The 22,925-nt window shown below is 62.0% G+C and carries 19 protein-coding genes; 8 read left to right on the top strand and 11 right to left on the bottom strand.

The window, feature by feature from the left end; genetic code table 11:
- Positions 1-20 precede the first annotated feature (20 nt).
- Together OGV19_RS11195 and OGV19_RS11200 are read left to right on the top strand one after the other, a co-directional pair.
- Positions 21-911, top strand: a complete 891-nt coding sequence (locus OGV19_RS11195) for a universal stress protein (RefSeq protein ID WP_264313415.1) — start codon at positions 21-23, stop codon at positions 909-911.
- A gap of 163 nt (positions 912-1,074) precedes the next feature.
- Positions 1,075-3,201 (top strand): TonB-dependent siderophore receptor, encoded by a 2,127-nt coding sequence (locus OGV19_RS11200; protein ID WP_264313416.1) that lies wholly within the window; start codon positions 1,075-1,077, stop codon positions 3,199-3,201.
- Positions 3,202-3,368: 167 nt separating this feature from the next.
- Here OGV19_RS11200 and OGV19_RS11205 read toward each other — a convergent pair whose 3' ends face one another.
- The 4 genes from OGV19_RS11205 to ptrR form a co-directional block, all read right to left on the bottom strand.
- Complete coding sequence (locus OGV19_RS11205; RefSeq protein WP_264313417.1) at positions 3,369-3,890, bottom strand: acyloxyacyl hydrolase; 522 nt, start codon at positions 3,888-3,890, stop codon at positions 3,369-3,371.
- Positions 3,891-4,040: 150 nt separating this feature from the next.
- On the bottom strand, positions 4,041-4,787 hold the full coding sequence (locus OGV19_RS11210) for a phytanoyl-CoA dioxygenase family protein (RefSeq protein WP_264313418.1): 747 nt from the start codon (positions 4,785-4,787) through the stop codon (positions 4,041-4,043).
- A 57-nt stretch (positions 4,788-4,844) separates the two neighbouring features.
- On the bottom strand, positions 4,845-5,288 hold the full coding sequence (locus OGV19_RS11215) for a carboxypeptidase regulatory-like domain-containing protein (RefSeq protein WP_264313419.1): 444 nt from the start codon (positions 5,286-5,288) through the stop codon (positions 4,845-4,847).
- Between the two features lie 106 nt (positions 5,289-5,394).
- On the bottom strand, positions 5,395-6,261 hold the full coding sequence (gene ptrR / locus OGV19_RS11220; RefSeq protein WP_264313929.1) for a putrescine utilization regulator PtrR: 867 nt from the start codon (positions 6,259-6,261) through the stop codon (positions 5,395-5,397).
- A 106-nt stretch (positions 6,262-6,367) separates the two neighbouring features.
- On the opposite strand from ptrR, the gene OGV19_RS11225 reads away from it, so the two are divergent.
- Positions 6,368-7,753, top strand: coding sequence for an aldehyde dehydrogenase family protein (locus tag OGV19_RS11225; protein WP_264313420.1), 1,386 nt, complete (start codon positions 6,368-6,370; stop codon positions 7,751-7,753).
- A 36-nt stretch (positions 7,754-7,789) separates the two neighbouring features.
- Here the strand turns inward: OGV19_RS11225 and OGV19_RS11230 are convergent, their stop codons facing one another.
- Both OGV19_RS11230 and OGV19_RS11235 read right to left on the bottom strand, forming a co-directional pair.
- On the bottom strand, positions 7,790-9,703 hold the full coding sequence (locus OGV19_RS11230; RefSeq protein ID WP_264313421.1) for a DEAD/DEAH box helicase: 1,914 nt from the start codon (positions 9,701-9,703) through the stop codon (positions 7,790-7,792).
- Between the two features lie 74 nt (positions 9,704-9,777).
- Complete coding sequence (locus OGV19_RS11235) at positions 9,778-10,677, bottom strand: helix-turn-helix domain-containing protein (RefSeq protein WP_264313422.1); 900 nt, start codon at positions 10,675-10,677, stop codon at positions 9,778-9,780.
- Between the two features lie 152 nt (positions 10,678-10,829).
- On the opposite strand from OGV19_RS11235, the gene OGV19_RS11240 reads away from it, so the two are divergent.
- The 4 genes from OGV19_RS11240 to OGV19_RS11255 all read left to right on the top strand — a co-directional run bounded on the left by OGV19_RS11240 (position 10,830) and on the right by OGV19_RS11255 (position 15,524).
- A complete protein-coding gene (locus tag OGV19_RS11240; RefSeq protein ID WP_264313423.1) occupies positions 10,830-12,188 on the top strand; it encodes a glutamine synthetase family protein in 1,359 nt (452 codons plus the stop codon).
- Positions 12,189-12,252: 64 nt separating this feature from the next.
- Positions 12,253-13,341, top strand: a complete 1,089-nt coding sequence (locus OGV19_RS11245; RefSeq protein WP_264313424.1) for a polyamine ABC transporter substrate-binding protein — start codon at positions 12,253-12,255, stop codon at positions 13,339-13,341.
- Between the two features lie 14 nt (positions 13,342-13,355).
- The gene (locus OGV19_RS11250; RefSeq protein WP_264313425.1) at positions 13,356-14,651 is read left to right on the top strand and encodes an NAD(P)/FAD-dependent oxidoreductase; all 1,296 of its coding nucleotides are present in this window, start codon (positions 13,356-13,358) and stop codon (positions 14,649-14,651) included.
- Positions 14,652-14,846: 195 nt separating this feature from the next.
- A complete protein-coding gene (locus OGV19_RS11255) occupies positions 14,847-15,524 on the top strand; it encodes a DUF3313 domain-containing protein (RefSeq protein WP_264313426.1) in 678 nt (225 codons plus the stop codon).
- A gap of 90 nt (positions 15,525-15,614) precedes the next feature.
- On the opposite strand, the gene OGV19_RS11260 is transcribed toward OGV19_RS11255, so the two are convergent.
- Positions 15,615-16,991, bottom strand: a complete 1,377-nt coding sequence (locus tag OGV19_RS11260) for an L-serine ammonia-lyase (RefSeq protein WP_264313427.1) — start codon at positions 16,989-16,991, stop codon at positions 15,615-15,617.
- A gap of 146 nt (positions 16,992-17,137) precedes the next feature.
- On the opposite strand from OGV19_RS11260, the gene OGV19_RS11265 reads away from it, so the two are divergent.
- Positions 17,138-18,073, top strand: a complete 936-nt coding sequence (locus tag OGV19_RS11265) for a LysR substrate-binding domain-containing protein (RefSeq protein ID WP_264313428.1) — start codon at positions 17,138-17,140, stop codon at positions 18,071-18,073.
- A gap of 34 nt (positions 18,074-18,107) precedes the next feature.
- Here the strand turns inward: OGV19_RS11265 and OGV19_RS11270 are convergent, their stop codons facing one another.
- The 4 genes from OGV19_RS11270 to OGV19_RS11285 all read right to left on the bottom strand — a co-directional run bounded on the left by OGV19_RS11270 (position 18,108) and on the right by OGV19_RS11285 (position 22,887).
- Entirely contained in the window at positions 18,108-19,523 is a 1,416-nt protein-coding gene (locus tag OGV19_RS11270) for an undecaprenyl-phosphate glucose phosphotransferase (protein WP_264313429.1), read from the bottom strand.
- 213 nt (positions 19,524-19,736) lie between these two features.
- Complete coding sequence (locus OGV19_RS11275) at positions 19,737-20,501, bottom strand: WecB/TagA/CpsF family glycosyltransferase (protein WP_264313430.1); 765 nt, start codon at positions 20,499-20,501, stop codon at positions 19,737-19,739.
- A complete protein-coding gene (locus tag OGV19_RS11280) occupies positions 20,501-21,688 on the bottom strand; it encodes a glycosyltransferase family 2 protein (protein WP_264313431.1) in 1,188 nt (395 codons plus the stop codon). The genes OGV19_RS11275 and OGV19_RS11280 overlap by 1 nt, the downstream gene beginning before the upstream one ends.
- On the bottom strand, positions 21,685-22,887 hold the full coding sequence (locus OGV19_RS11285) for a glycosyltransferase (protein WP_264313432.1): 1,203 nt from the start codon (positions 22,885-22,887) through the stop codon (positions 21,685-21,687). Before OGV19_RS11285 ends, OGV19_RS11280 begins: the two co-directional genes overlap by 4 nt.
- Positions 22,888-22,925 lie beyond the last annotated feature (38 nt).

The raw sequence follows: 22,925 nt of genomic DNA on the forward strand, positions 1-22,925 counted from the left end.
TCCACACGCGGAGGTGTGAGATGAGCCAGTTCAAGCGATTGTTCGTCATGCTCGGCCCGCAGATGCGCCACACGCCCGCGTTGCAACGCGCGGCGGCATTGGCAGAATCCAGCGGTGCACTACTCGATATCAATGTGTTCGTCGACGATGTCGACACTTTCGGCTTGATGAGCGATGGCCGTGAGCGTGAACGGCTGCTCAGCGACAATCGCCAATGGCTGGCCGATGAAGCCGAGCAAATGGCCGACGCCGGTCTGGATGTGTCCACCGAACTGCTGCTGACTCGCGACCCGTTGGCCAGCGTGATCGAGCGCATCGAACGGCTGGGCTGCGACCTGCTGGTCAAGGACGTGCAGCACGAACCGGTGCTCAAACGCTTGCTGGTAACCCCCCTGGACTGGCAGTTGCTCAAGGACAGCCCGGTCGCCGTGCACCTGGTCAGCGACATCCGCCTGCCCCTGCCCCGGCAAGTCGCCGCGGCGGTAGACCTTAACTTCCATGGCGCGGGCGAGCACCTTGACGAACAGGTGATCCACAGCGCCCATGCCCTGGCCCTGCAGTGCAACGCCGAGCTGCACCTACTGCATGTGTGTGATGCGGCCAAGACGCACATCGCCGACTTTGGCGCCGGCACCGTCACCATGCCCGGTTTCGATGGCAGTGTGCGGACCGCGCAACGTGCGTCGTTCAACCGCCTTGGCGACCATCACCAGGTGCCGTTGGAGCGCAGGCATTTCGTGGAAGGGCCGGCGATTCGTGCGATTGCCCAGTTCGTCAGCCATACACGGGTCGATGTGATCGTCATGGGCAGCCACCGCCACGACGCCATGCAGACCTTCCTGGGCGGTACCACGGCGCATGTGCTGGAGCATCCGCTGTGCAATGTGTTGGCGATCAAGGCGAGGCAGTGAGGCCGTTGGGAGCGGGTTAGCCCGCTCCCAACGGTTGGCCTGCAAGGGTGATAACTGGCACGGGCGCTCCATTTAAAAATAATGCATTTGATAATGATTCGTAGTAGTTTTTCGGCGTTTTCCACCCCTTCTCCTAGCGCCCTACTCCAGGATCGTACCGTCGATGCGTCGCACGTTCGTTTCGCTTTGTGTGCTTCATGCTGTCTCCCCGCTGGCCTGGGCTGAGCCCGACCCGATCAGCGACCCCGCCCGGATCGAACTCCAGGCCTTGAACATTACCGGTAACGCCGTCAGCGAACGTGCCGATGGCCCGGTGGTCGGCTACAAGGCTACCCGTTCAGCCAGTGCCACGCGCACCGACACCGCCCTGCACGAAACCCCGCAATCAGTCAGCGTGGTCCCCAAGGACGTGCTTGAAGACACCGGCGCCACGCGGCTGCAGGATGGCCTGGACTACGCCGGCGGTGTAGGCCGCGCCAACAACTTCGGTGGCCAGGGCCTGACCACCTTCACGGTGCGTGGCTTCACCACGGGCGAGTTCTACCGCAATGGCTTCCCGATCAACCGTGGCTACCCCAATGCCCCCGACGCCAACACCGTCGAGCGCCTGGAAGTGATCCGCGGCCCGGCCACCAGCTTGTATGGCCGGGGCGACCCCGGCGGCACCTTCAACGTGGTCAGCAAGCAACCGCTGGCTGAACGCAACGTTACCCTTGGCAGCCAGATCGACGATCAGGGCATGCACCGCGCCACCCTCGATGCCACTGGCCCGCTGAACGAAGATGGCACGCTCGCCTACCGGCTGAACGTACTCGGTGAAGGCGGCGAGAGCTTTCGCGATGATGTCGAGAGCGAGCGCTACGACGTCGCGCCCGTGGTCAGTTGGCAGGTCAACGACAGCACCAAAATCGTCTTCGAAGGCGACTTCATGCGCAACAACCACCCGCTGGACCGTGGCCTGACCCGCTATGCCACCCAGGCCGGCAGCGCATCACGCGACACCTACATCTGGGAGAAAGGCAGCGACAATTTGCTGCACAACGACAACAACATGGCCCAGGTGCGCTTCGAGCACCTGCTCAATGACAACTGGACGTTGGCTGGCGGGTTCCAGTTTCTCGATGGCTCGCTCAAGGGCAACGCGGTGGAAGGCAACGGCGCGCCCGTCGATGGCCGTACCCTGCAGCGCAACTTCAACTACCGCAAGCTGGAATGGACCGACCGTGACTGGCAACTGAACCTTACCGGGCATTTCGACACCGGTGGTTTCAGCCACACGCTGCTGACCGGCATCGAGTACGAAAACTACGATTACAACTCGATCATCCAGCGCTCCTCGGCGGCCTACCCAATCGATATCTACGAACCGGTGCTCGGCCAGCCAAGGCCCGCGCTGGCGCGCACCACCACGTGGGACAAAGAGAACCTGCAGACCTGGGCCTTCTTCATCCAGGACCAAGTAGCGTTGACCGAGCGTCTCAAGGCCTTGGCCGGCATACGCTTCGAACGCTTCGAGCACGCGTATGACGACAAGTTGGTCGATACCCGCGATTTCAGCAAAGGCGAGAACGGCGTTACCCCGCGCTTTGGCCTGATCTACGACCTGACCGACACGGTGGCGGTTTATGCCAACACGGCGCGGTCATTCAAGCCCAACAGCGGCACCCCTGCCGGCAGCGGCGGCTTCGACCCCGAGAAGGGTAAATCCTACGAACTGGGCGTGAAGTGGGAAGCGCTCGATCGCCAGCTGAGCGTGGATGCGGCGGTGTACCACATCGTCAAGGAAAACGTGCTGGCACGCGATCCCAACGACCCCTTTGGCATCCTCAACATCGCCGCAGGCGAGGTGCGCAGCCGCGGCCTGGACATCAACATTGCCGGCAACCTCACCCCCGAGTGGCGCGTGATCGGCGGCTACGCCTATGTCGATGCCGAAGTGACCAAGGACACCACCTTGCCGACCGGTACCCGCCTGGCCAACATCCCGCGCAACACTTTCAGCCTGCTGAATACCTACGAATTCCAGGATGGCCTGGCCAAAGGCCTGGGGCTGGGGGTTGGCCTGAAGTACGTGGATGATCGCGCCGGCCAGACAGCCGCGACGACCTATACGATGGAACGCTACAGCGTGGTCGACCTGCTCAGCTTCTACAAGGTCAATGAACACGTGCGGCTGAACCTGGATGTGAAGAACGTCTTCAACAAGGGGTATGACGAAGGGGCGTTCAATAGCTATGTCTACCCGGGGGCACCGCGCACGGTGCAGGCCGGGGTTTCGTACACGTTCTGACTCACCGCGGGCTTTGTGGGATGGCACGGGCTTCGCCCGTGTTCGCGGGGCAAGCCCGCTCCCACAGGGATCGTGCCGTCTTTAGAGATTCGAACAAGACAGTTGCTCACACAGGTTGTGAGCTGCCGCCAGAACGTTGGACCGTTTCAACTAGCCGATGCAGGTGTTCAGAGCGCCTTGCTGTAGAACAACGCGTACGACTCGATCCCGTCGTTTGGCTGCTTGATGCCCGCGTTGGAGTAATGCATGGCGCGGATGCCCACCTTCTGCGCCCCCGGCAGCTTCAGGCCAAAGCCGATGCGGTCCTCGAAGTTGACCGCAGACCCCAGGCGCTGGTCGCCTACTTCAGTCTTGGAAAACGCCGCCAGGCCAATGCCGGCCTCGATGTAGGGGGTGTAGGTGAAACCGCTGAATTCGTAGGTGAACACCGGGCTGAACGACAGCGCATGCGCGCCGCTGGCATCGCCGCCTTCCCAATAGGTGTAAGCCGCATCCCAGTAACCGGTCACATATCCGGTACTGCTTTGCAGCCATTTCGTGTCCCAGTCGAACGACAGGCCGATGCGGTAGGTCATGTCGCCTTGGCCGGTGGCGCCCACGGCACCGGATATCTGCGAGGCCTGAGCCAGATTGGCCCCGGCAAAGGCCAGCACTGCAGCGGCCAGCGAAGCAGCGAGACGGGTTTTCATCAATGACATCTCCTGATGGTCTACACGGCAAGTGGGGGCTTGAGCCCCTCGATCTTGTGCGGTGACCGGCGCATCCAGACCGGTCACACGAGGTAATACTTTTCTGATTATTGTCCAGATAATCAGAAAGTTGAAAGCTATTTGCCACTATCAGTCGTACGCCGCCTCTTCGTGTTCGCCCAACAGTCGCCGCTGCCTGGGTGTGGCCTCTTGCAGTACGTGCGGGTTGAATTGCCAATGCAGGTACGGTGAGAACTTCTGCGCCACCATGCGCCGGCCGTAATGCACTTGCAGCATGTCGCGCTCGCGGGACTGTGTGCAATTGGCGCCGCCGCTGTGCCAGACATCACTGCGAAACACCAGGGCATCGCCTGCCTTGCACAACACCGGATGCGCTTCACGCCCTTGCCATTGCGCTTCGCCCGCCTGCGGTGGGCGAGCGGCACGATGGCTGCCCGGTACGATCCAGGTCGGGCCGATGCTGTGATCGATATCACTGAGGTACAGCTGCACGGTCAGTATCTGCATGGGCTGGGTAAAGGCCCCTCGCTCACTGATCCAGGCAGGCAACTGCATGGGCAGGTGGTCCAGGTGCAGCCCCATGCCGGGATAGCCGGGGTGGCTACGCCAGGCCGTTTGGCCGATCACGTGGCAGTCCTCGCCCAGCGCCGCCTCAGCCAGGTTTATCAGGGGTGGAAGATCAAGAAACGGCAGCCACAAAGGGTTGCGGTTGAACACGCATTTGTAGTGTTCGAGCAGCCCTTGGTAGTCCCAATGAATCGGCTGCAGGTCATCGATGGCGCAGCGCAGCAGCGCGATGCGCAGAGGTTCGAGCACACCGGGGATCAATACGAAACCCCGCTCGTCCAACATCTCCAGTTGCAGATCCAGGCTCATGGCGATGCGCTCCTGTGCGGCAGGAGTACAAATGTACTCCCACCCGGATTGTGCCCTTCAACGCCAATGCAGGTTGACCGTGGCAGGCGCTTTGCCGTCTACGGCCACCTGCTGCTGTACCGTCTCACCTTGGGCGTTGCCGGTGACTTTGTAATGGCCCGGCGGCAACTGCACATACAGCAGCGGGCCTACATCTGTAACACTGAGCACGGGTTGGCCCTGTGCGCTCTGGATGTCGACAGTGGCACCGCTCTGAAACTCGTTGCCGGGGCCTGCCGAGAGTTCGACGTGCAAGTCATAGCCTTTGGTCTTGCGCAGGGCATTGGCTTCATCCTGGCCGATACCGCCTTGCAGGTAACGGACGCCGTTCTGCTCTTGCTCTTGCAACTGGACGGCCTGCATGTTGATAGGCGCATTGAGGTCGGCAGCCGCCGCCAGCGTCCAGGGCAAGGCCAGGGTGAACAGCAGCGCCGCGCCAAGGGCATAGTGATGATTACGCATGGTAGAACCCTCCTTCTGAGGATGGTTTACCTATTATCCGATCCTCTGGGGGCGCTAGCGTTTGTGCTGATGCGTGGTCGTCAGCTGAGTTGGCGCCCCACCCGGCTCAACTGCCGCGCTGCTCTTCCAACAACTTCACAAACATGCTCAAACTGCGCGAAACAGTCCCTCTTCGCCACACCAGCCAGGTCTTCAAATACCGAAAATCCTCCGACATCGGCCAAGCACTGACCGTGCTGCACCCCGGCATGTTATCGAGCATGCTGCGCGGCATCATGGCGAGCCCGGCGCCGGCGCTCACACACGCCAGCATCCCGTGATAAGACTCCATCTCATGGATCTTGCCTGGCACCGCCTGGTCCTGCACAAACCAGTTCTCGAAATGATGGCGGTACGAGCAGTTGGCGCGAAACGCGTAGATGCTCTCCCCGTTGACATCCTGGGCCCGGCTCACCGGCGCATGGTTTAGCGGCGCGATGACCATCATCTCTTCTTCGAACACTGGCATGCCCTCAAGCGTCGGATGCAGCAGCGGCCCATCGACGAACGCCGCAACCAGGCGCCCGGACAACACCCCTTCGAGCATGGTCCCTGAAGGCCCGGTCGAGAGGTCCAGGTCGACCTTGGGATAGCGCTGGTTGTATGCCGCCAACAACGCCGGGATACGCACCGCCGCCGTGCTTTCCAGCGAGCCCAGGGCAAAGGTGCCCTGTGGGTCTTCGCCCGCCACGGTCAACCGCGCCTCGTGCACCAGGTCAAGAATACGCCGGGTGTACTCAAGAAAATTCCAGCCCGCTGGCGACAGGCGCAAGCGGCTTTTTTCGCGGATGAACAGCTCTACCCCCAAGTCTTCCTCCAACTGCTTGATGCGCGTGGTCAGGTTCGAGGGCACCCGATGGATATGCTGCGCGGCGGCACTGATGCTGCCCTGCTCGGCCACTGCCTTGAAGATTTCCAGTTGCACCAGGTCCACAGTCATTCTCCAAACGTGAATGTTTCGCTCATTATTATTCAGTTTTCATTAAATCCCTACCCCACTAGTCTGGCGTCACTGATTAACAACAACGAGAGTGTCCGCCATGAGCGCGATCAGCAGCCTGACCCATGCCATCTCCCTCGACCCGCACAGCGGCGAGCAGATTGGCGCCTACCCCTTCGATACCGACGCCGCACTGGAAGCGGCGCTGCAACGTGCCAAGGTAGGCTATGGCCAATGGCGTCTGGTGTCGCTGGGACAGCGCAGCGAATACCTGCTTGCCCTGGCCAGCACCCTCGAAAGCAAAGCCGAAGCGTTTGCACAAATGATCAGCCGGGAAATCGGCAAGCCGATCACCCAGGCCCGTGGCGAAGTGAGCAAGTGTGTCGGGCTGTGCCGCTGGTACGCCGAGCACGGCCCGGCCATGCTGGCAGCGGAGCCGACGCAGATCGAAAAAGCGCGCATCGAGTACCGCCCGCTGGGCCCGATCTTGGCCGTGATGCCGTGGAACTTCCCGATCTGGCAGGTACTGCGTGGCGCCGTGCCGGCGATCCTCGCCGGTAACACCTACGTGCTCAAGCACGCCCCGAACGTCATGGGCAGTGCCTACTTGCTGGGCGAACTGTTCAAGGATGCCGGCCTGCCTGAAGGCGTTTTCGAAGTACTGAACGTGACCCCGGACGGCGTCACTCGCGCCATCAACGACCCGCGCATTGCCGCCGTGACGCTGACCGGCAGCGTGCGCGCTGGCATGGCGATCGGTGCCCAGGCCGGCGCCGCCCTGAAGAAGTGCGTGCTGGAGCTGGGTGGGTCCGACCCGTTCATCGTCCTGGCCGACGCCGACCTGGATGCCGCGGTCAAGGCCGCTGTCATCGGCCGCTACCAGAACACCGGCCAGGTCTGCGCCGCAGCCAAGCGCCTGATCGTCGAAGAGAGCATCGCTGATGCGTTCACCCTCAAGTTCGTCGAGGCAACGCGCCAGTTGAAAGTCGGTAACCCGCTGGAAGACGACACCTACATCGGCCCGATGGCCCGTTACGACCTGCGCGACGAACTCGATGGCCAGGTTCAGGCGACCCTCGCCGAAGGCGCCACCCTGCTGCTGGGTGGCAACAAGGTCGAAGGCGTGGGCAACTTCTACGCACCGACCGTGTTCGCCAACGTCACCCCGGAAATGACGGCGTTCAAACAGGAGCTGTTCGGGCCGGTGGCGGCGATCATCACCGCGCGGGATGCCGACCATGCGGTGGCGCTGGCCAACGACAGCGAGTTCGGCTTGGCGGCGACCATTTACACGGCCGACTACGCCCTGGCCGAGCGCATGACTGCGGCGCTGGATACCGGTGGCGTGTTCATCAACGGTTACTGCGCATCCGACCCCCGCGTCGCCTTCGGTGGCGTGAAGAAGAGCGGTTTTGGCCGTGAGCTGTCGCACTTTGGTGTGCGCGAATTCACCAATGCCCAGACGGTGTGGCTGGATCGAAACTGATTGCTGGATTGGGGCTGCCTTGCGGCCCCACTCGCTTTAATCCCTGGCCTGATCCTTCACCCAGTCCAACATCCCCCCCGGCACGATCAACTCATGCCGTGCCCGCGAACAAGCGGTATACAGGCCCGCCAGCATCCGCGCCCGTTCGTTGCGATTGCCCGCCGCCACCGGCGTGACCATCAGCTCCGGTGACACCATCACCCGGGCGAACTCCATGTTCTTCACGTCCCGCACCCGCCCCAAAAACAGCTTGGGCGCCTTGTCCCAGCGATAACGGCTCTTGGCCTTGGCAAAATGCTCTGGCGTGTAGCCCTTGCGCAGCATGTTCGCCACCGCCACGAAGGCCTTGTCATCGCCCTTGTCCTGCTCCAGCGCCTGCCAGCTGGCATAGCGGAACAACATCGGGTGACGCGGCCGGGTGCCGTAGCGGTACAGCTCGATGCAGTCCTCGACGAACAGCTCGAAATCCTTGCGCGCACTTTTGAGCAGCACAAACGGCACACCTTGGTGAGTGAGACGCTGGAACCAGCCGAACAGGCCCCATTCGTCATCGACGATCAGCGCCGTGGGCTGTTCGGGTACTGTGACGGTGTCGAAGAAGCTGACCCGGGTGTAGTGCTCTGCACTGCCACTGAACGCCGCCTGGATCTTGGCCGGGTGCGCCTGAATCAATGGGTTGAGAACGTTGTCCATCGCAGGCCCGGCACGCAGCGAATGGTCGATATAGCGCTGACGGATGAAGCCACCGTGGTGTGGGCTCAGGCCATTGAGGTTCTGCAACTCGTCACCCAAGGCGATGATCGACTGCGGGCTGCGGTCCAGCACGGCGAGCATCGGTGCCGACAGTTCATGGGCCTCATCGACGATGACGTGGGTGTACCGGCTGTCGATCACCTCCAGTGTCAACGACAGCAGTTTGACCCGGTGGTAGTCACGCACCGGCAGCTGAATGTCGCGCGCTGAAGGGCGAATCAGCTCTTGCCAGTACAACCGGGCCTTTTCCAGCAGCACTTCCTGATCCAGCGGTGACGTGCCAGGGCCCGCCCAGGGCAGGTGGTGCAGCTCGATCTGGGTATCGCCGGTTCGGCAGAAGCTGCGCACGGCCTTGATACACAAGGCAACGACATCGCGGGCGGCCAGCGGGCCGATATCGGGGATATTCAACCACTTCACCACCTGCGCTTCCTGCGGGCGCCAGGACAGCTTGGTGCGATACGGGTCGCGCAAGCGCCAACCGTTACTGGTGAGGTCACGGTTCAGAATCTCGTCTGCCAGTTGGCCGAAGGTCAGCGCGGTGTATGCCTGAGCATCCTTGACGCGTGCCTGCAAGGCGCGCAACTGGCCCTCGGTCAACGCCAGCAACAGTGTGCGCTGGGGATCGAGCAAGCGGGCGAACTGGTGGATCAAGAAAGTCTTGCCGGTTCCAGCAAAACCTTGCACCGCAACAGACTCGTCGACACCTGACAGAAACTCGCGCAGCAGGCGGTTTTGTTGATCGCTCAGCAATAGATCGCTGGCCAACGATGGCAGGTAGACCGGGTGTAGCGGCGTGACCTGTTGCCGGTAGCTATCGGCAAACTGGAAATTCCACTGGCCTTCGGCATCGTGCAAGTCCTCGACGTCGTACTTGACCTCGGCAGACAACAGACCGATACCATTCTCACCCAGCATGCCAAGGCCCATGGCGAACGCCTCGCGGTCGAAGTGCTGCGCCACCTGGCCCTGAAAGCGGCCCGGTGCGGCGATTTCGACTTCGTTGGCGATACGCACGATTTCAGCGAAACGCCGCTCCTGCGCGTCTGCCGTTGCGGTGGCGGGCTGGCGCGGCAGGTTCTGCACGAACAGCACCGCCGCGGCCTCCATTAAGCTGGCAGTCGGGAAAAAATCGCGGGCGGTGGGCTCGCTGGCAAGGCGGTCGGCTTGGTCGCTGGGCAATGGCAGGTAGAACATCGGGACCTCGGGTGGAAACAGGTCGGCACGATAGCAACTTTCCGTGGGGGGTGCTGGACTGCGTGTTGCTGCCCTCAGCCCCTGCCCCGCTTCAGGGTCTCGCTCGGCAACTCCTTGAACAACTGCCGGTAACTCTCGGAAAACCGCCCCAGATGCCAGAACGACCAGCGCATGGCCACCTCCGCCACCGTCACATCCCCCTGGCGCAACAAGTCTCGGCGCGTGCCATTGAGCCGGCGCAGCCGCAGCCAGTGCGCCGGCGGCATACCGGTGAAGGCCTTGAACGCCTGCTGCAACTGGCGCAGAGAAACACCGGCCACATCGGCCAACGCCATCAGATTGAGCGTTTCTTCGGGGCAATCCGCCGCCCATTCACTGACCCGGCGCATGATCTCGCGTGCTTCACTTCGCCTCCCCAGCGCACCGCCGTCCAGCCGCTGGCAGGCGCTGTCGAGGATGAACAGGCAATCTTCAAGCAGTTGCTCTGCCAGCGCCTCGCCCTGCAGCGGGCAATCGGCTTTGCCCAGGCGGGTCAAGGTGGCGCTCAGCCAACTGCCGAACAACGCGTTCTGGCCACTGCCCAACGGCACCATGAACAACCCTTCAAGGCGCTGCGGATCGAGGCCATGGCGAGCCAGGAACGCCTGGTCGAACACCACCGCAACTTCTTCGTAGTTTTCCGGGGTGATCCAGATATTGCGGCTCTGCTCGTTGAGCAGGTAAAGGCTGTTTTCACTGCGGTCGAAGCAGAACGCCAGCGACCCGCTTGGGGGGCGGAAGAACTGCTCGACACGGGTATTCAGACGTTCTTCATACACCTCCACGCCATCGAGCCCCAGGCAACGCAGTTCACCGCTGAAATGACCCGGCGACATTTGCCGGTACTGCTGTTGCCAGCCGGGGGTGGCACGCACCTGTTCAGTGACATCGGTGGTGTGGAAAGCCTGGACCTGTAAGGCATTGAGCGTTGTCACGCATTGTCCTGTATGCACTCTTTTGGTGCATTGATTGCCGAATAAAGTGGATAGATTGCCCCTGGGGGCTGCGACCAAGATAGTCTCCAGCGCGTCACCTGGGAAGCCACCCGCTCCTGCCGCGCACACAAAAACCCAACCAAGAGGTCTGTATGAACGCCCCCTTCGATCAGCTGTCCACGTGGCTGAAAGAACACCGGATCACCGAAGTCGAATGCGTGATCAGCGACCTGACCGGCATCGCCCGCGGCAAGATCGCACCGACCGCCAAGTTTCTTCACGAGCGCGGCATGCGCCTGCCTGAAAGCGTGCTGCTGCAGACGGTCACCGGCGACTACGTTGACGACGACATCTACTACAGCCTGCTCGATGCCGCCGACATCGACATGGTGTGCCGCCCGGACCCATCCGCGGTGTACCAGATCCCCTGGGCAATCGAGCCGACCGCGATCGTTATTCACGACACCTTCGACAAGCAAGGCAACCCCATCGAACTGTCGCCGCGCAACGTCTTGAAAAAGGTGCTCAAGCTGTACGCCGACCAAGGCTGGCAACCGATCGTCGCACCAGAGATGGAGTTCTACCTGACCAAGCGCTGCGAAGACCCAGACCTGCCGCTGCAGGTACCGCTGGGCCGTTCGGGCCGCGCCGAGAGCGGTCGCCAATCGTTCTCGATCGATGCCGCCAACGAATTCGACCCGCTGTTCGAAGACGTCTATGACTGGTGCGAACTGCAGGGCCTGGACCTGGATACGCTGATCCATGAAGACGGCCCGGCACAGATGGAGATCAACTTCCGCCACGGCGACGCCCTGGACCTTGCCGACCAGATCACCGTGTTCAAGCGCACCATGCGCGAAGCGGCGCTCAAGCACAACGTGGCGGCCACCTTCATGGCCAAGCCGATCACTGACGAACCCGGCAGTGCCATGCACCTGCACCAGAGCGTGGTGGACATCGCAACCGGCAAGCCTGTGTTCGCCAATGAAGATGGCAGCATGAGCGAGCTGTTCCTGCACCACATCGGCGGTTTGCAGAAGTACATCCCCAAGCTGCTGCCGATGTTCGCGCCGAACGTCAACTCGTTCCGCCGCTTCCTGCCGGACACCTCAGCACCGGTCAACGTCGAATGGGGCGAAGAAAACCGCACCGCCGGCTTGCGTGTGCCGACCTCGAGCCCCGACGCGATGCGCGTGGAAAACCGCCTGCCGGGCGCCGATGCCAACCCTTACCTGGCCATCGCCGCCAGCCTGCTGTGTGGCTACCTGGGTATGGTCGAGAAGATCGACCCGAGCGCGCCGGTGCAGGGCCGGGCTTACGAGCGACGCAACCTGCGCCTGCCGATCACCATCGAAGATGCCCTGCAGCACATGGAAGACTGCGAGACCGTGCAGCGTTACCTGGGCAAGCAGTTCGTCCAGGGCTATGTAGCGGTCAAGCGTGCCGAGCACGAGAACTACAAACGGGTGATCAGCTCCTGGGAGCGTGAATTCCTGATGCTCAGCGTTTGATTGCCCGGGGCGCGTTGCGCCCCACTTGCACCGAACCCAAGAACAAGACCAACGAGGTGTCGACATGCGTCATCTGCAATCCCTGGTTCCCGCTGCATTCACATTACTGTTCGGCGCTGCCGCCCAAGCCGCACCGACCGTCAGCGTGTACAACTGGACCGACTACATCGGTGACACGACCCTGGCCGACTTCCAGGCCAGCAGTGGGATCAAGGTGGTCTATGACGTGTTCGATTCCAACGAAACCCTGGAGGGCAAACTGCTGGCCGGACGCACCGGCTACGACGTGGTGGTGCCTTCGAACCACTTCCTCGCCCGGCAAGCCCAGGCTGGCGCCTTCTTGCCGCTGGACCGCAGCAAGCTGCCCAACTGGAAGCACCTGGACCCCAAACTGCTTAAGCAGCTTGAGCAGAATGACCCCGGCAACCAGTACGCCGTGCCCTACCTGTGGGGCACCAACGGCATCGGCTACAACGTCGACAAGGTCAAGGCCGCACTGGGTATCGACCGCATCGACTCCTGGGCGGTGCTGTTCGAGCCCGAGAACTTGAAAAAACTCAAGCAGTGCGGCGTGGCCTTCATGGACTCGCCCGACGAGCTGTTCCCGGCCATCCTCAACTACCTGGGCATGGACCCGCGCAGCGAAAAGCCCGCGGACTACGCCAAGGCTGAAGCCCGCCTGCTCGAACTGCGGCCCTACATCACCTACTTCCACTCCTCCAAGTACGTCTCGGACCTGGCCAACGGCGATGTCTGCGTGGCCTTCGGCTACTCCGGCGATGTGTTTCAGGCCGCCAACCGCGCAGTGGAAGCGAACAACGGCGTCAAGGTTGCCTACAGCATTCCCAAGGAAGGCAGCAACCTGTGGTTCGACCTGCTGGCCATCCCCAAGGACGCCAGCAACCCGGACCAGGCCCTGGCGTTCATCAACTACCTGCTTGAGCCCCCGGTAATCGCTAAGGTCAGTGCCACGGTTGGCTATGCCAACGCCAACCCCGACGCCCAGGCCTACATGGATGCATCCCTGGTGAACAACCCTGAGGTCTATCCACCCCAGCAAGTGCTGGACAAGCTGTACATCTCCAGCACGCCAAGCCCCCAGATCATGCGCGTGATGACCCGCTCCTGGAGCAAGATCAAGTCCAACCGCTGAGCCGAGAACGCACCATGCCTTTCGATACCCTGCACACCGCTTCGTACTACGCCGCCACGGCACGCGACACGGCGCCCTACCCCAGCCTGGACGGCGAACTGACGGCCGATGTCTGCGTGGTTGGCGGCGGCCTGACCGGGGTCAATACCGCACTGGAGCTTACCGAACGCGGTCTTTCGGTGATCCTGCTCGAAGCCCGGCGCATCGGCTGGGGTGCCAGCGGGCGCAATGGCGGCCAGCTGATTCGTGGCATCGGCCATGACGTCAGTGGTTTTACCCGCTATGTCGGCCAGGACGGCGTCCGTTACCTGCAACAGGCCGGCATCGATTCGGTCGCGTTGGTGGCCAGGCGCATCGAGCAATACGGCATTGCCTGCGACCTGCGTTGGGGCTTCTGCGAACTGGCCAACACTCCCGCCCAATTTGCCGCCTTCAAAGCTGAACAGGAGGACCTGGCCGCGCTGGGTTACCGCCCCGAAACACGCCTGGTCAGCCCCGAGCACCTGCACCAGATCGTCGCCAGCGACCAGTACGCCGGTGGCCTGGTAGACATGGGCTCAGGCCATCTGCACCCACTGGACCTGGTGCAGGGCGAGGCACGCGCGGCCGTAGGCCTGGGCGTACGCATCTTCGAGCAGAGCCCGGTGCTACGCATCGAGCATGGCCCCACCGTGACCTTGCATACCGCCCGAGGCAAGGTCAGGGCACACAGCCTGGTGCTTGGCTGCAACGCGCACCTCGATGAACTGGAACCGCGCCTGAGCGGCAAGGTGCTGCCAGCCGGCAGCTACGTGGTGGCCACCGAGCCGCTGCCTGAAGCGCTCGCCAGCACCCTGATCCCGCAGAACATGGCGCTGTGCGACCAGAAGGTCGGCCTGGACTACTACCGCCTCACCGCCGACCGCCGTTTGTTGTTCGGTGGCGCCTGCCATTATTCCGGTCGCGACCCCAAGGACATCGCCGCCTACATGCGACCGAAAGTGCTCAAGGTGTTCCCGCAACTGGCCGAAGTGCGCATCGATTACCAATGGGGCGGCATGATCGGCATCACGGCCAACCGTTTCCCCCAGGTTGGGCGGCTGAGCCAGCACCCGAACGTCTACTACGCCCAAGGCTACTCGGGGCACGGGCTGAACGTGACCCACTGGACAGCCAAGCTGCTGGCCGAGGGCATTGCGGTTGGCCACAGCCACGGGCTGGACGTGTTCAGTGCGGTACCGCACCTGACCTTCCCGGGCGGCAAGGCGCTGCGCTCACCGCTGCTGGCGTTGGGGATGTTGTGGTATCGGTTGCGCGAGGTGTTGGGGTAGTGCTTGCCTTGAGGGGTGTTGCGCCTGTGAAATCGAGCGCCGCGCGGGCGGCGCTCGATTTCACAGGCGCCACAAATCCACCGTCAACCACCTCTCAACCAGCCCCCCCTCTCCAAGAAATCCCCTGACCACTGGCCAACTGCTCCGCACCTGCTAGCGTTGTTCTGGCCGACCTCTCATGGATGCGCCTTCATCATGAAATCACTGTCTCGCATTACCCTGTTGTGCGCCGCACTGCTTGCCGTGGCCGCCTGCTCCAGCAATCGCGTGGACCCCAAGGATTATTCCGGCTTCCTCAAGGACTACAGCCGGTTGCAAGAAGCCAAGAGCCCATCGGGTGACCCGGTGATGCGCTGGATCGACCCCAAGGTCAATATCAACCAGTACAGCCAGGTGTTCATCGAGCCCAGCCAGTTCTACCCCAAGCCACAGCCGACAGCGGTGATCTCGCAGCAGACGCTGCAGGAAATCACCCGCTACTTCAATGAAGCCCTGCGCCGTGAAATTGGCAGCGTGATGCCCTTGGCCAAGGGGCCTGGCCCAGGTGTGATCGTGGTGCGCCCGGCAATCACGGCGGTATCTACCAGCAATGAAGGCCTCAAGCCCTATGAAGTGATCCCCATCGCGCTTATTTCGGCAGGTGTGAACACCGCCATGGGCGGACGTGATCAGGACGTGGATGTCGGCGTGGAGGCGGCGTTCCTGGACGGGAGCAGCCAGAAAGTGCTGGCCCAGGTGGTACGCAAAGGCGCGGGCCAAGAACTGGAGAACGATACCCAGAAGCTGACCCTGAATGACGTCAAGCCGGTGCTGGATGGCTGGGCCAAGGACATGCGTGCCAGCTTCATTGAAGCCAAGCAGAAAGCCCGCTAATCCGGCCCTGACTTCATTGGTTAACGCAATCTGTTGTAGGAGCGGCCTTGTGTCGCGATGGGGCGCTCCTACAGTTGACCGCGTTAAAACTCAGCACTCAACAAAAGCTACTGCCAGACCGCCGCGCGAGGTTTCCTTGTAGTTCGAATGCATGTCCGCACCGGTATCACGCAGGGTGCGGATAACCTGATCGAGCGAGATAAAGTGCTCGCCGTCACCGCGCAAGGCCATTTGCACCGCGTTGATCGCCTTGACCGCGGCAATCGCGTTGCGCTCGATGCACGGTACCTGCACCAGCCCCCCGACCGGGTCGCAGGTCAGGCCCAGGTTGTGCTCCAGGGCAATTTCGGCGGCGTTTTCCAGTTGTGGTGGCGTAGCCCCCAGCACCTCGGCCAGGCCGGCCGCCGCCATTGAGCACGCCGACCCGACTTCGCCCTGGCAACCGACTTCGGCACCGGAAATGGAAGCGTTGGTCTTGCACAGGATGCCGACCGCAGCCGCAGCGAGCAGGAACCTCACGACATCGTCGTCGCAGGCATCCGGGTTGAACTTCATGTAGTAGTGCAGCACGGCGGGGATGATACCTGCCGCACCGTTGGTGGGCGCAGTCACCATGCGCCCGCCGGCGGCGTTTTCTTCGTTCACCGCCAGGGCAAAGAGGTTGACCCATTCCATGGCGCTCAGGGTCGAGCCGATGACGTTCGGTTTGCCCAGTTCCTGCAGGCTGCGGTGCAAACGCGCGGCGCGGCGCTTGACCTTCAGCCCGCCCGGCAGAATGCCCTCGTTGCGCAGGCCATTGTCGACGCACTCACGCATCGCCGCCCAGATGCGCAACAGGCCTTCGCGCACCTCGGCTTCCGGGCGCCAGGCGCATTCGTTGGCCAGCATCAGCTGGGCGACACTCAACCCGTGAGCCTTGCACAGCGCCAACAGCTCAGCCGCACTGGCAAACGGATACGGCTGGTAGACTGCATCCGCTTCGCTCTGGGGGGCATCGACCTCACCCTGCTCGACGATGAAACCACCGCCCACCGAATAGTAAGTCTGGCTGAACAGGCTGCCCTGCCCGTCCAGCGCTTCAAGGGTCATCGCGTTCGGGTGATACGGCAGGCTCTGGTCTAGCAACAGCATGTCGCGGGTGTAGTTGAACGCCAGCGGATGGCTGCCATCGAGCATCAGGCATTGCTCCTGCATCAACTGGTCGATACGCGGCTCGATGGTGGCAGGGTCGATCCGGTCCGGCCACTGCCCCATCAGCCCGAGCAGGCATGCACGGTCGGTGGCGTGGCCGACGCCAGTAGCCGACAACGAGCCATACAGCCGCACCTCGACGCGGCTTACCTGGGCCAGCAGGCCACGTTCGCGCAGGGCCTGGGCAAAGGTCGCCGCTGCCCGCATCGGGCCCACGGTATGCGAGCTTGAGGGGCCGATGCCAATTTTGAAGAGGTCGAAAACATTGATAGCCATACTAATGCCTGACCGTATTGGGCAGAATCGCCAATGCACGGTTCTTTAGGAAAATTGAACGCTACTGCGAAGTTGAGCGATACTGACCTGCTCCCGCAAGGATGACCAACGAAAATTCCTAAGCAAGGCTTTAGTGGTACTAAACGATGCGACGACAACTCAATGGCCAGATGTTCGTCTGGCTGCATGTGTTCTCCTGTGCGGCCCGGCATTTATCGTTCACCCGCTGCGCCGAAGAGCTGCACATCACCCCTGGGGCAGTCAGCCAGCAGATGCGCCAGCTGGAGGAACGGCTGGGCTATCGCTTGTTCCTGCGCCGCGCACGTGGCGTCGAACTCAGCGCCGAAGGCCAACGCCTGGCGCAAACAGTGGCAGAAGCCTATGGCAGCATCGAGGCCGAGCTGCTACGCCTGGACGCCGGTGAGATCCGCGGTACCCTGCGCCTGCGCTCTATTCCATCATTCCTGGCCAAATGGCTGACCCCGCGCTTGCCGCGCTTTCAGCAGCGGTATCCGGACATCGAGCTGCGGCTGGTGGCCGAAGACAGCGCCCAGGCACTGCACCCAGGCGACTTCGACCTGGCCATCGACCTGAACGATGGCAGCTACCCCGGCATGCTGTCGACGCCGCTGCTGGACGAGCAGATCTTTCCCGTCTGCTCCCCCACGTTGCTGCGCGGTCGGCCACCGCTGCACGGGCCGGCAGACCTGACGCATTACCCCCTGCTGCACGACATCACCGCCTGGCGGGGCGCCTCGGAGTACGCCGAGTGGGAGTTCTATCTGGAGGGTATCGGTGCGGGCGGCCTGGACGTGCGGCGGGGGCATACCTTCAACCGCAACCACCTGACCATCGAAGCGGCGATTGCCGGCGTTGGCGTGGCGATCGCGCGGCGCACCCTGCTCAACGATGAACTGGAACGGGGCGCGCTGATCGTGCCGTTCGGGGTGGCGATCGCCAACCACAAGCGCTACGTGGTGCATTACCCGCCGGGCGGGCTGACCCAGCCGGGCGCCCGTGCGGTGCATGACTGGCTGGTGGAAGAAGCTCGCGGGTTCAGGGAGTTGCACCCGCTAAGTTGAGGGCCTGCCTTGGGGCTGCTCTATACAGCCCCAGCTAATAGGCCTGCTTGCCGGTAAACGCATTGAGCGTGCGCACCAAAATGACAAAGTCGAGCCACAGCGACCAGTTGTTGATGTACTCGATATCCGAGTCGACGCGTTGGATCATCTGCTCAATGTCTTTGGTTTCACCCCGGAACCCCCGCACCTGCGCCAGGCCTGTCATGCCGGGCTTGATATTATGCCGCGCAAAGTAATCGACAATATCCTGCGAATACAGCGTGTCGTGCTGAAGTGCATGCGGGCGCGGCCCCACCAGCGACATCTCGCCGGTCAACACATTAAACAATTGCGGCAACTCATCCAGGCTGGTCTTGCGAATAAAGGCGCCCACCCGCGTGAGGCGCGGGTCATTCTTCTGAGCCTGTTTGACCACATCATTTTCCGGTTGATGAACATGCATGCTGCGAAACTTCCAGATGCGGAAGGATTCCCCGGTCCAGCCCATCCGTACCTGCCTGAAAAACACCGGGCCGCGGCTGTCGATCTTGATGGCAATGGCCACCGCCAGCAACACGGGCGATGCACACAGCAAAATCAGTGCTGCCAGCACCCTGTCTTCGAGGTTTTTCAGAAATAGACTCATGCCGGTCAACGGCGTTTCCGACAGGGTCAACACCGGAATCCCTGCAATTTCCCGCACGCTGTGATTGATCAGCCGCAACGAAAAAATATCCGGCACCCAATTAACCGCGATGCACTTGTCGAGCAACTTCAAGTACACGTCATTAATCACTTCGGAGCCACCCAGCGGGGTCACCAGGTACACGGTGCGAATGGCGTGCTTGGCAACAATCTCGTCCAGGTCGGTGACATGCCCCAGTACCGGCAGGCGCTGCTTTGCGTCGGCCCCGCCCTGCTCTGCCACATCGTTTATCAGCACACACCCCAGCACGCGCTCACCGAACCAGGGGTTGTTGCTTATCTTCTGATGAAGGAAATTGGCAAGGTCGCCGGCCCCGATAATCAGTGCGTTATCCAGCCGGGCGTGGGCGGTAAACCGTTTTTGCAGTTCACGCACGGCAACGTGCAAGAACAACTGAACGAAATAACCAATGATAAATAACTGCACCACCAACAACCGCGAATAGGTTTCGCTCTGTTTGGTAAGAAACGCCATGACGACCAGAAAACAAAAAGTTGCAGACCAGGCCTTGAACAACCTGAACGCCTTGATCGACAAGCCGACGTTCGTTCGATAAATTGCATAGTGGTCGTAAATAACGGCCAATGCACCAATCAACAAAAGCAGCATGATCACATAATCTGAAGTAATGTGACCGAATTGATCATAGATCAAGTACCACGCGACCCCGGTTACTGCAATCCCATCAAGACCTGCCTGAATGGCGTTACTCACGTTGCTTCTTCGCTGAAGCAACGAACGACTGCTTCTGGGTTCGAGAACCATTTCAGACCTCATTAATTTGAGCGTAGCAAGTGCCTTGCAAACTTACTCCAGCAATCAATAACCGTCTTTGAATGTGACCGTGTACAGTGAATAACCCCCGCCGCCTCCCCACGGCTGCTTGCTATCACTGTAGCAGTCGCTCACCCGCGCGGCGGTCGGAATCGCCCTCGCCATGGGTTTTGGCCATTTCATACGGCTCGCCTGGCAGAATCGTCAGGTACGCCTTGGCGTGTTCCGGGCATCGAGCGTCATCGCCTTGGTGCACAACAGGGCCCGTAGCAGAAAGAGCGGGTTACCCACCACATAGCGCATGAACAGCCGTTTCGGCTCCCTCATCAAACGGAAGATCCACTCCCCGCCCAACCGACGAAGCCATAGCGGCGCCCGGCTGACCTTGCCGCCAAGAAAATCCAGAATCGCCCCGCCACAGACGATCAGGCAGGGCCCGCCACGGGCCATGAGCCTGGCGGCAACCGCTTCTTGCTTCGGCATGCCCATGCCCAGCACGATCAGCTCTGGCTGCGTCGCCCGAGCCAGTTCCAGGTAGGTGTCGACATCGGCAAAGCCATCGTGAACCGACACAGGCAGCACGCCGAAACGGGCCTCGCTGCACTGTACCGCTTGGCTCAAGAACGGCTCCTGGGTGCCCCAGAACGCCACGCGTCGCCCCTTGAACGCCGCCAGCAGCTTGGGGATGAAGTCTGTGCCGTTCATGTTCAGCCCAGGGTCCAGGCCCAGGCGGCGAAACAGGATGGCCATGCCGGCACCGTCACGCAGCAGCACATCGGCAGAGGACAGTGCCTTGCAGTAATCGGCATGACCCGCCACCAGGTTCATGGCATGGGCGTTGACAAAACCCAGTACCGTCGGCGCCTCGGGTTGGCACAAGGCCTCCAGCAGCCGCTGCTCTTGCGTAAGGTCACCCACTACCTGAAGTTTGCCGATAACCGTTTTCCAACTGTTCTGCCATTTACCCATTAGCTGTCATCCCGTTTCGAGCGTACCCAGTCAACCTGGCGCTTGATCAAGAACCCCAGGTACAGAGGGATCTTCCTCGCGGCGTAGAAAGGGGCGTAGAGCAAGACCGAAAACGGGATCAGCTCCCGAGAAAAACGCCCCCACGCCAGCAGTACCGCAACACCCAGCATGACTAGGGCACCCGTGGCGATCCACGCAGGCGCGCTGATGCCGAACAGCAAAGCCGCCAGCCAGCACACACATACCACCACCATCAGCGCCAGCACCAACAACGCCAACGGCGGTACCAGCAGGTCCAGGGTCATGGCCAGCAGAGGCCAATTGCGCCCAGCGAGCGCGCTTGATAGCAGCTTGGGTACCTCGGCCACGATCACCCCCAGGTGGCCATGCTCCCAGCGCGTACGCTGGCTGCTCAAGCCTTCCTGGCTGACGGGGAACTGGCTGGTAACCTGCGCGGCAGGGCAAAAAACCGGCGGTTTGCCGGCCCGGCAGAGGTCCAGCCCCAGCTTCAAGTCTTCAACCAGGTGCCCATTGGCCAGATCGGCCGCCGCCAGGTCCCGCCAGGGGAATGCCATGCCCGAACCCATCAACTGGCAAGGCCAGCCCAGGCGCACCCAGCCTCGCGGGCGCACCAGGTTTTTTACCCGCCAGGCAAACTCGGCAATCTGCACTTTCAGGCCAGCGCCGACGGGTGCACGCATCAGGTAAAGTGCCTGCGCGGGCCGTGCAGCTTCAAGGCAACGGCGTGCCAGCAGGTCAATGGCGCCCTCGCCAACCTGGCAATCAGCGTCAACGATAATGACCACCTCTGGCGCATCCTGGGCCAGGTGCCGCACGCCAAAGTCCAGCGCATACCCCTTGCCGCGCAGCGCGTCATTGTGGCGTTCCACCACTTCAGCGCCCGCCATGCGTGCCAGCTGCGCGGTGTCATCGGTGCAATTGTCCGCCACCACCAGCAAACGGTCATGCGCCAGCAATTGCGGGCCGACGCTCGCCAGCGTCGAATGGATGATCGAGCCTTCGTTGTGCGCAGGCACCAGCACCGCCACGCGCGGGCGCTTGGTATCGAGCGCAGGGTGTGCTCGCACAGGCAGGCAGGCCAGCAGCACCTGCGCGAACAGCACCAACGAGGGCAGTAAAATGGCAACCGCCACCAGGCCCAATAGCCACGCCAACAGGCTGATCATACGGATGCCTTGAAATAGCTGACCAACTTGGCGGCCTCGGTGTCGATATCATGGCGTTGCAGCACCCGCTCATACGCTGCCTCCCCCATGCGTTGCAACGCCTCGGCGGGTTGCGCCAGGCAATCGGCCATGGCTGCGGCCAGCTCCTCCACCGTGCCGGCAGGGAACAACCAGCCATTTTCGCCCTGGCGAACCAACTCTGGGATACCCGCCACATAGGTGGTCAACACAGGCCGGCGCAACGCCATGGCCTCCATGATGACGACCGGCAAGCCTTCGGCGAAGCTCGGCAGCACCAAGGCACGGGCAGCCAGGATTTCGTCCCGCACCTGCGTGCTGCTGATCCAGCCGGTTATCCGCACCTGTGCCTGCAATCCATGGCGGGCGACCAGCGCTTCAATCTGCCCGCGCATCTCGCCATCACCGGCCAACACCAGCTCAAATGCGACGCCTTGGGCAGCCAACAAGCGGGCCGCCTCAATCAGCAAGAGCTGGCCCTTCTGTTCGCAGAGACGCCCGACGCACACCAGGCGTGGCGCCGACGGCGCGGTAACTGCGGCCACGGCGTGGAAGCCGCGCTCCAGGCCGCAATGCACCACCTTCACTTTCCCCCAGTGCTCGTGCGCCACCCAGCGGAACAACTGGCTGCGCCCGTATGAGCTGACCGCCGCGACAAACGCTGCGCGCCGGACCTTTTCGCCCACATGTAGAAATTGCGGCTTATCGAATTCTTCCGGCCCGTGCACGGTAAAGCTGTAGCCAGGCCCGCCGAGTGCATGGGCCAGCATCACCACCTCGGTGGAGTTGGTGCCAAAGTGCGCGTGCACATGCTTTGCGCCAAAGGCCTGCAACCAGAGCACAACCTGGCACGCCTCGGCCAGGTAGACCAGGTGATACGGCCAGCCCCGGTCCGCCCGCCGGCCCATGCGCAGGGCCAGCCACAGGGTGGTGAAGAAGCGCCGTGGCTCGGCGCGCAGCACCTGCAGCATCGGCGCTAACACGCCTTTCAGGCCGTCTTGCAACACATAGCGCGTCTTTTGCTGCTCGGCGATGTCTTCAGCGTCCTGCAACTCGGCGTCCCAGCCACGCAAGGCAATGCGCTGGATTTCCATGCCCTGGCGCTCCAATGCCAGTATTTCGCGTCGAATGAAACTATGGCTGACCTTCGGGTACTGATTGATGAAGTAAGCAATGCGCATAGGAATCCAATTCAATGCCTGCGTAATGCCCCTACCCG

The sequence above is a fragment of the Pseudomonas putida genome (assembly GCF_025905425.1).
Taxonomy (GTDB): domain Bacteria; phylum Pseudomonadota; class Gammaproteobacteria; order Pseudomonadales; family Pseudomonadaceae; genus Aquipseudomonas; species Aquipseudomonas putida_AF.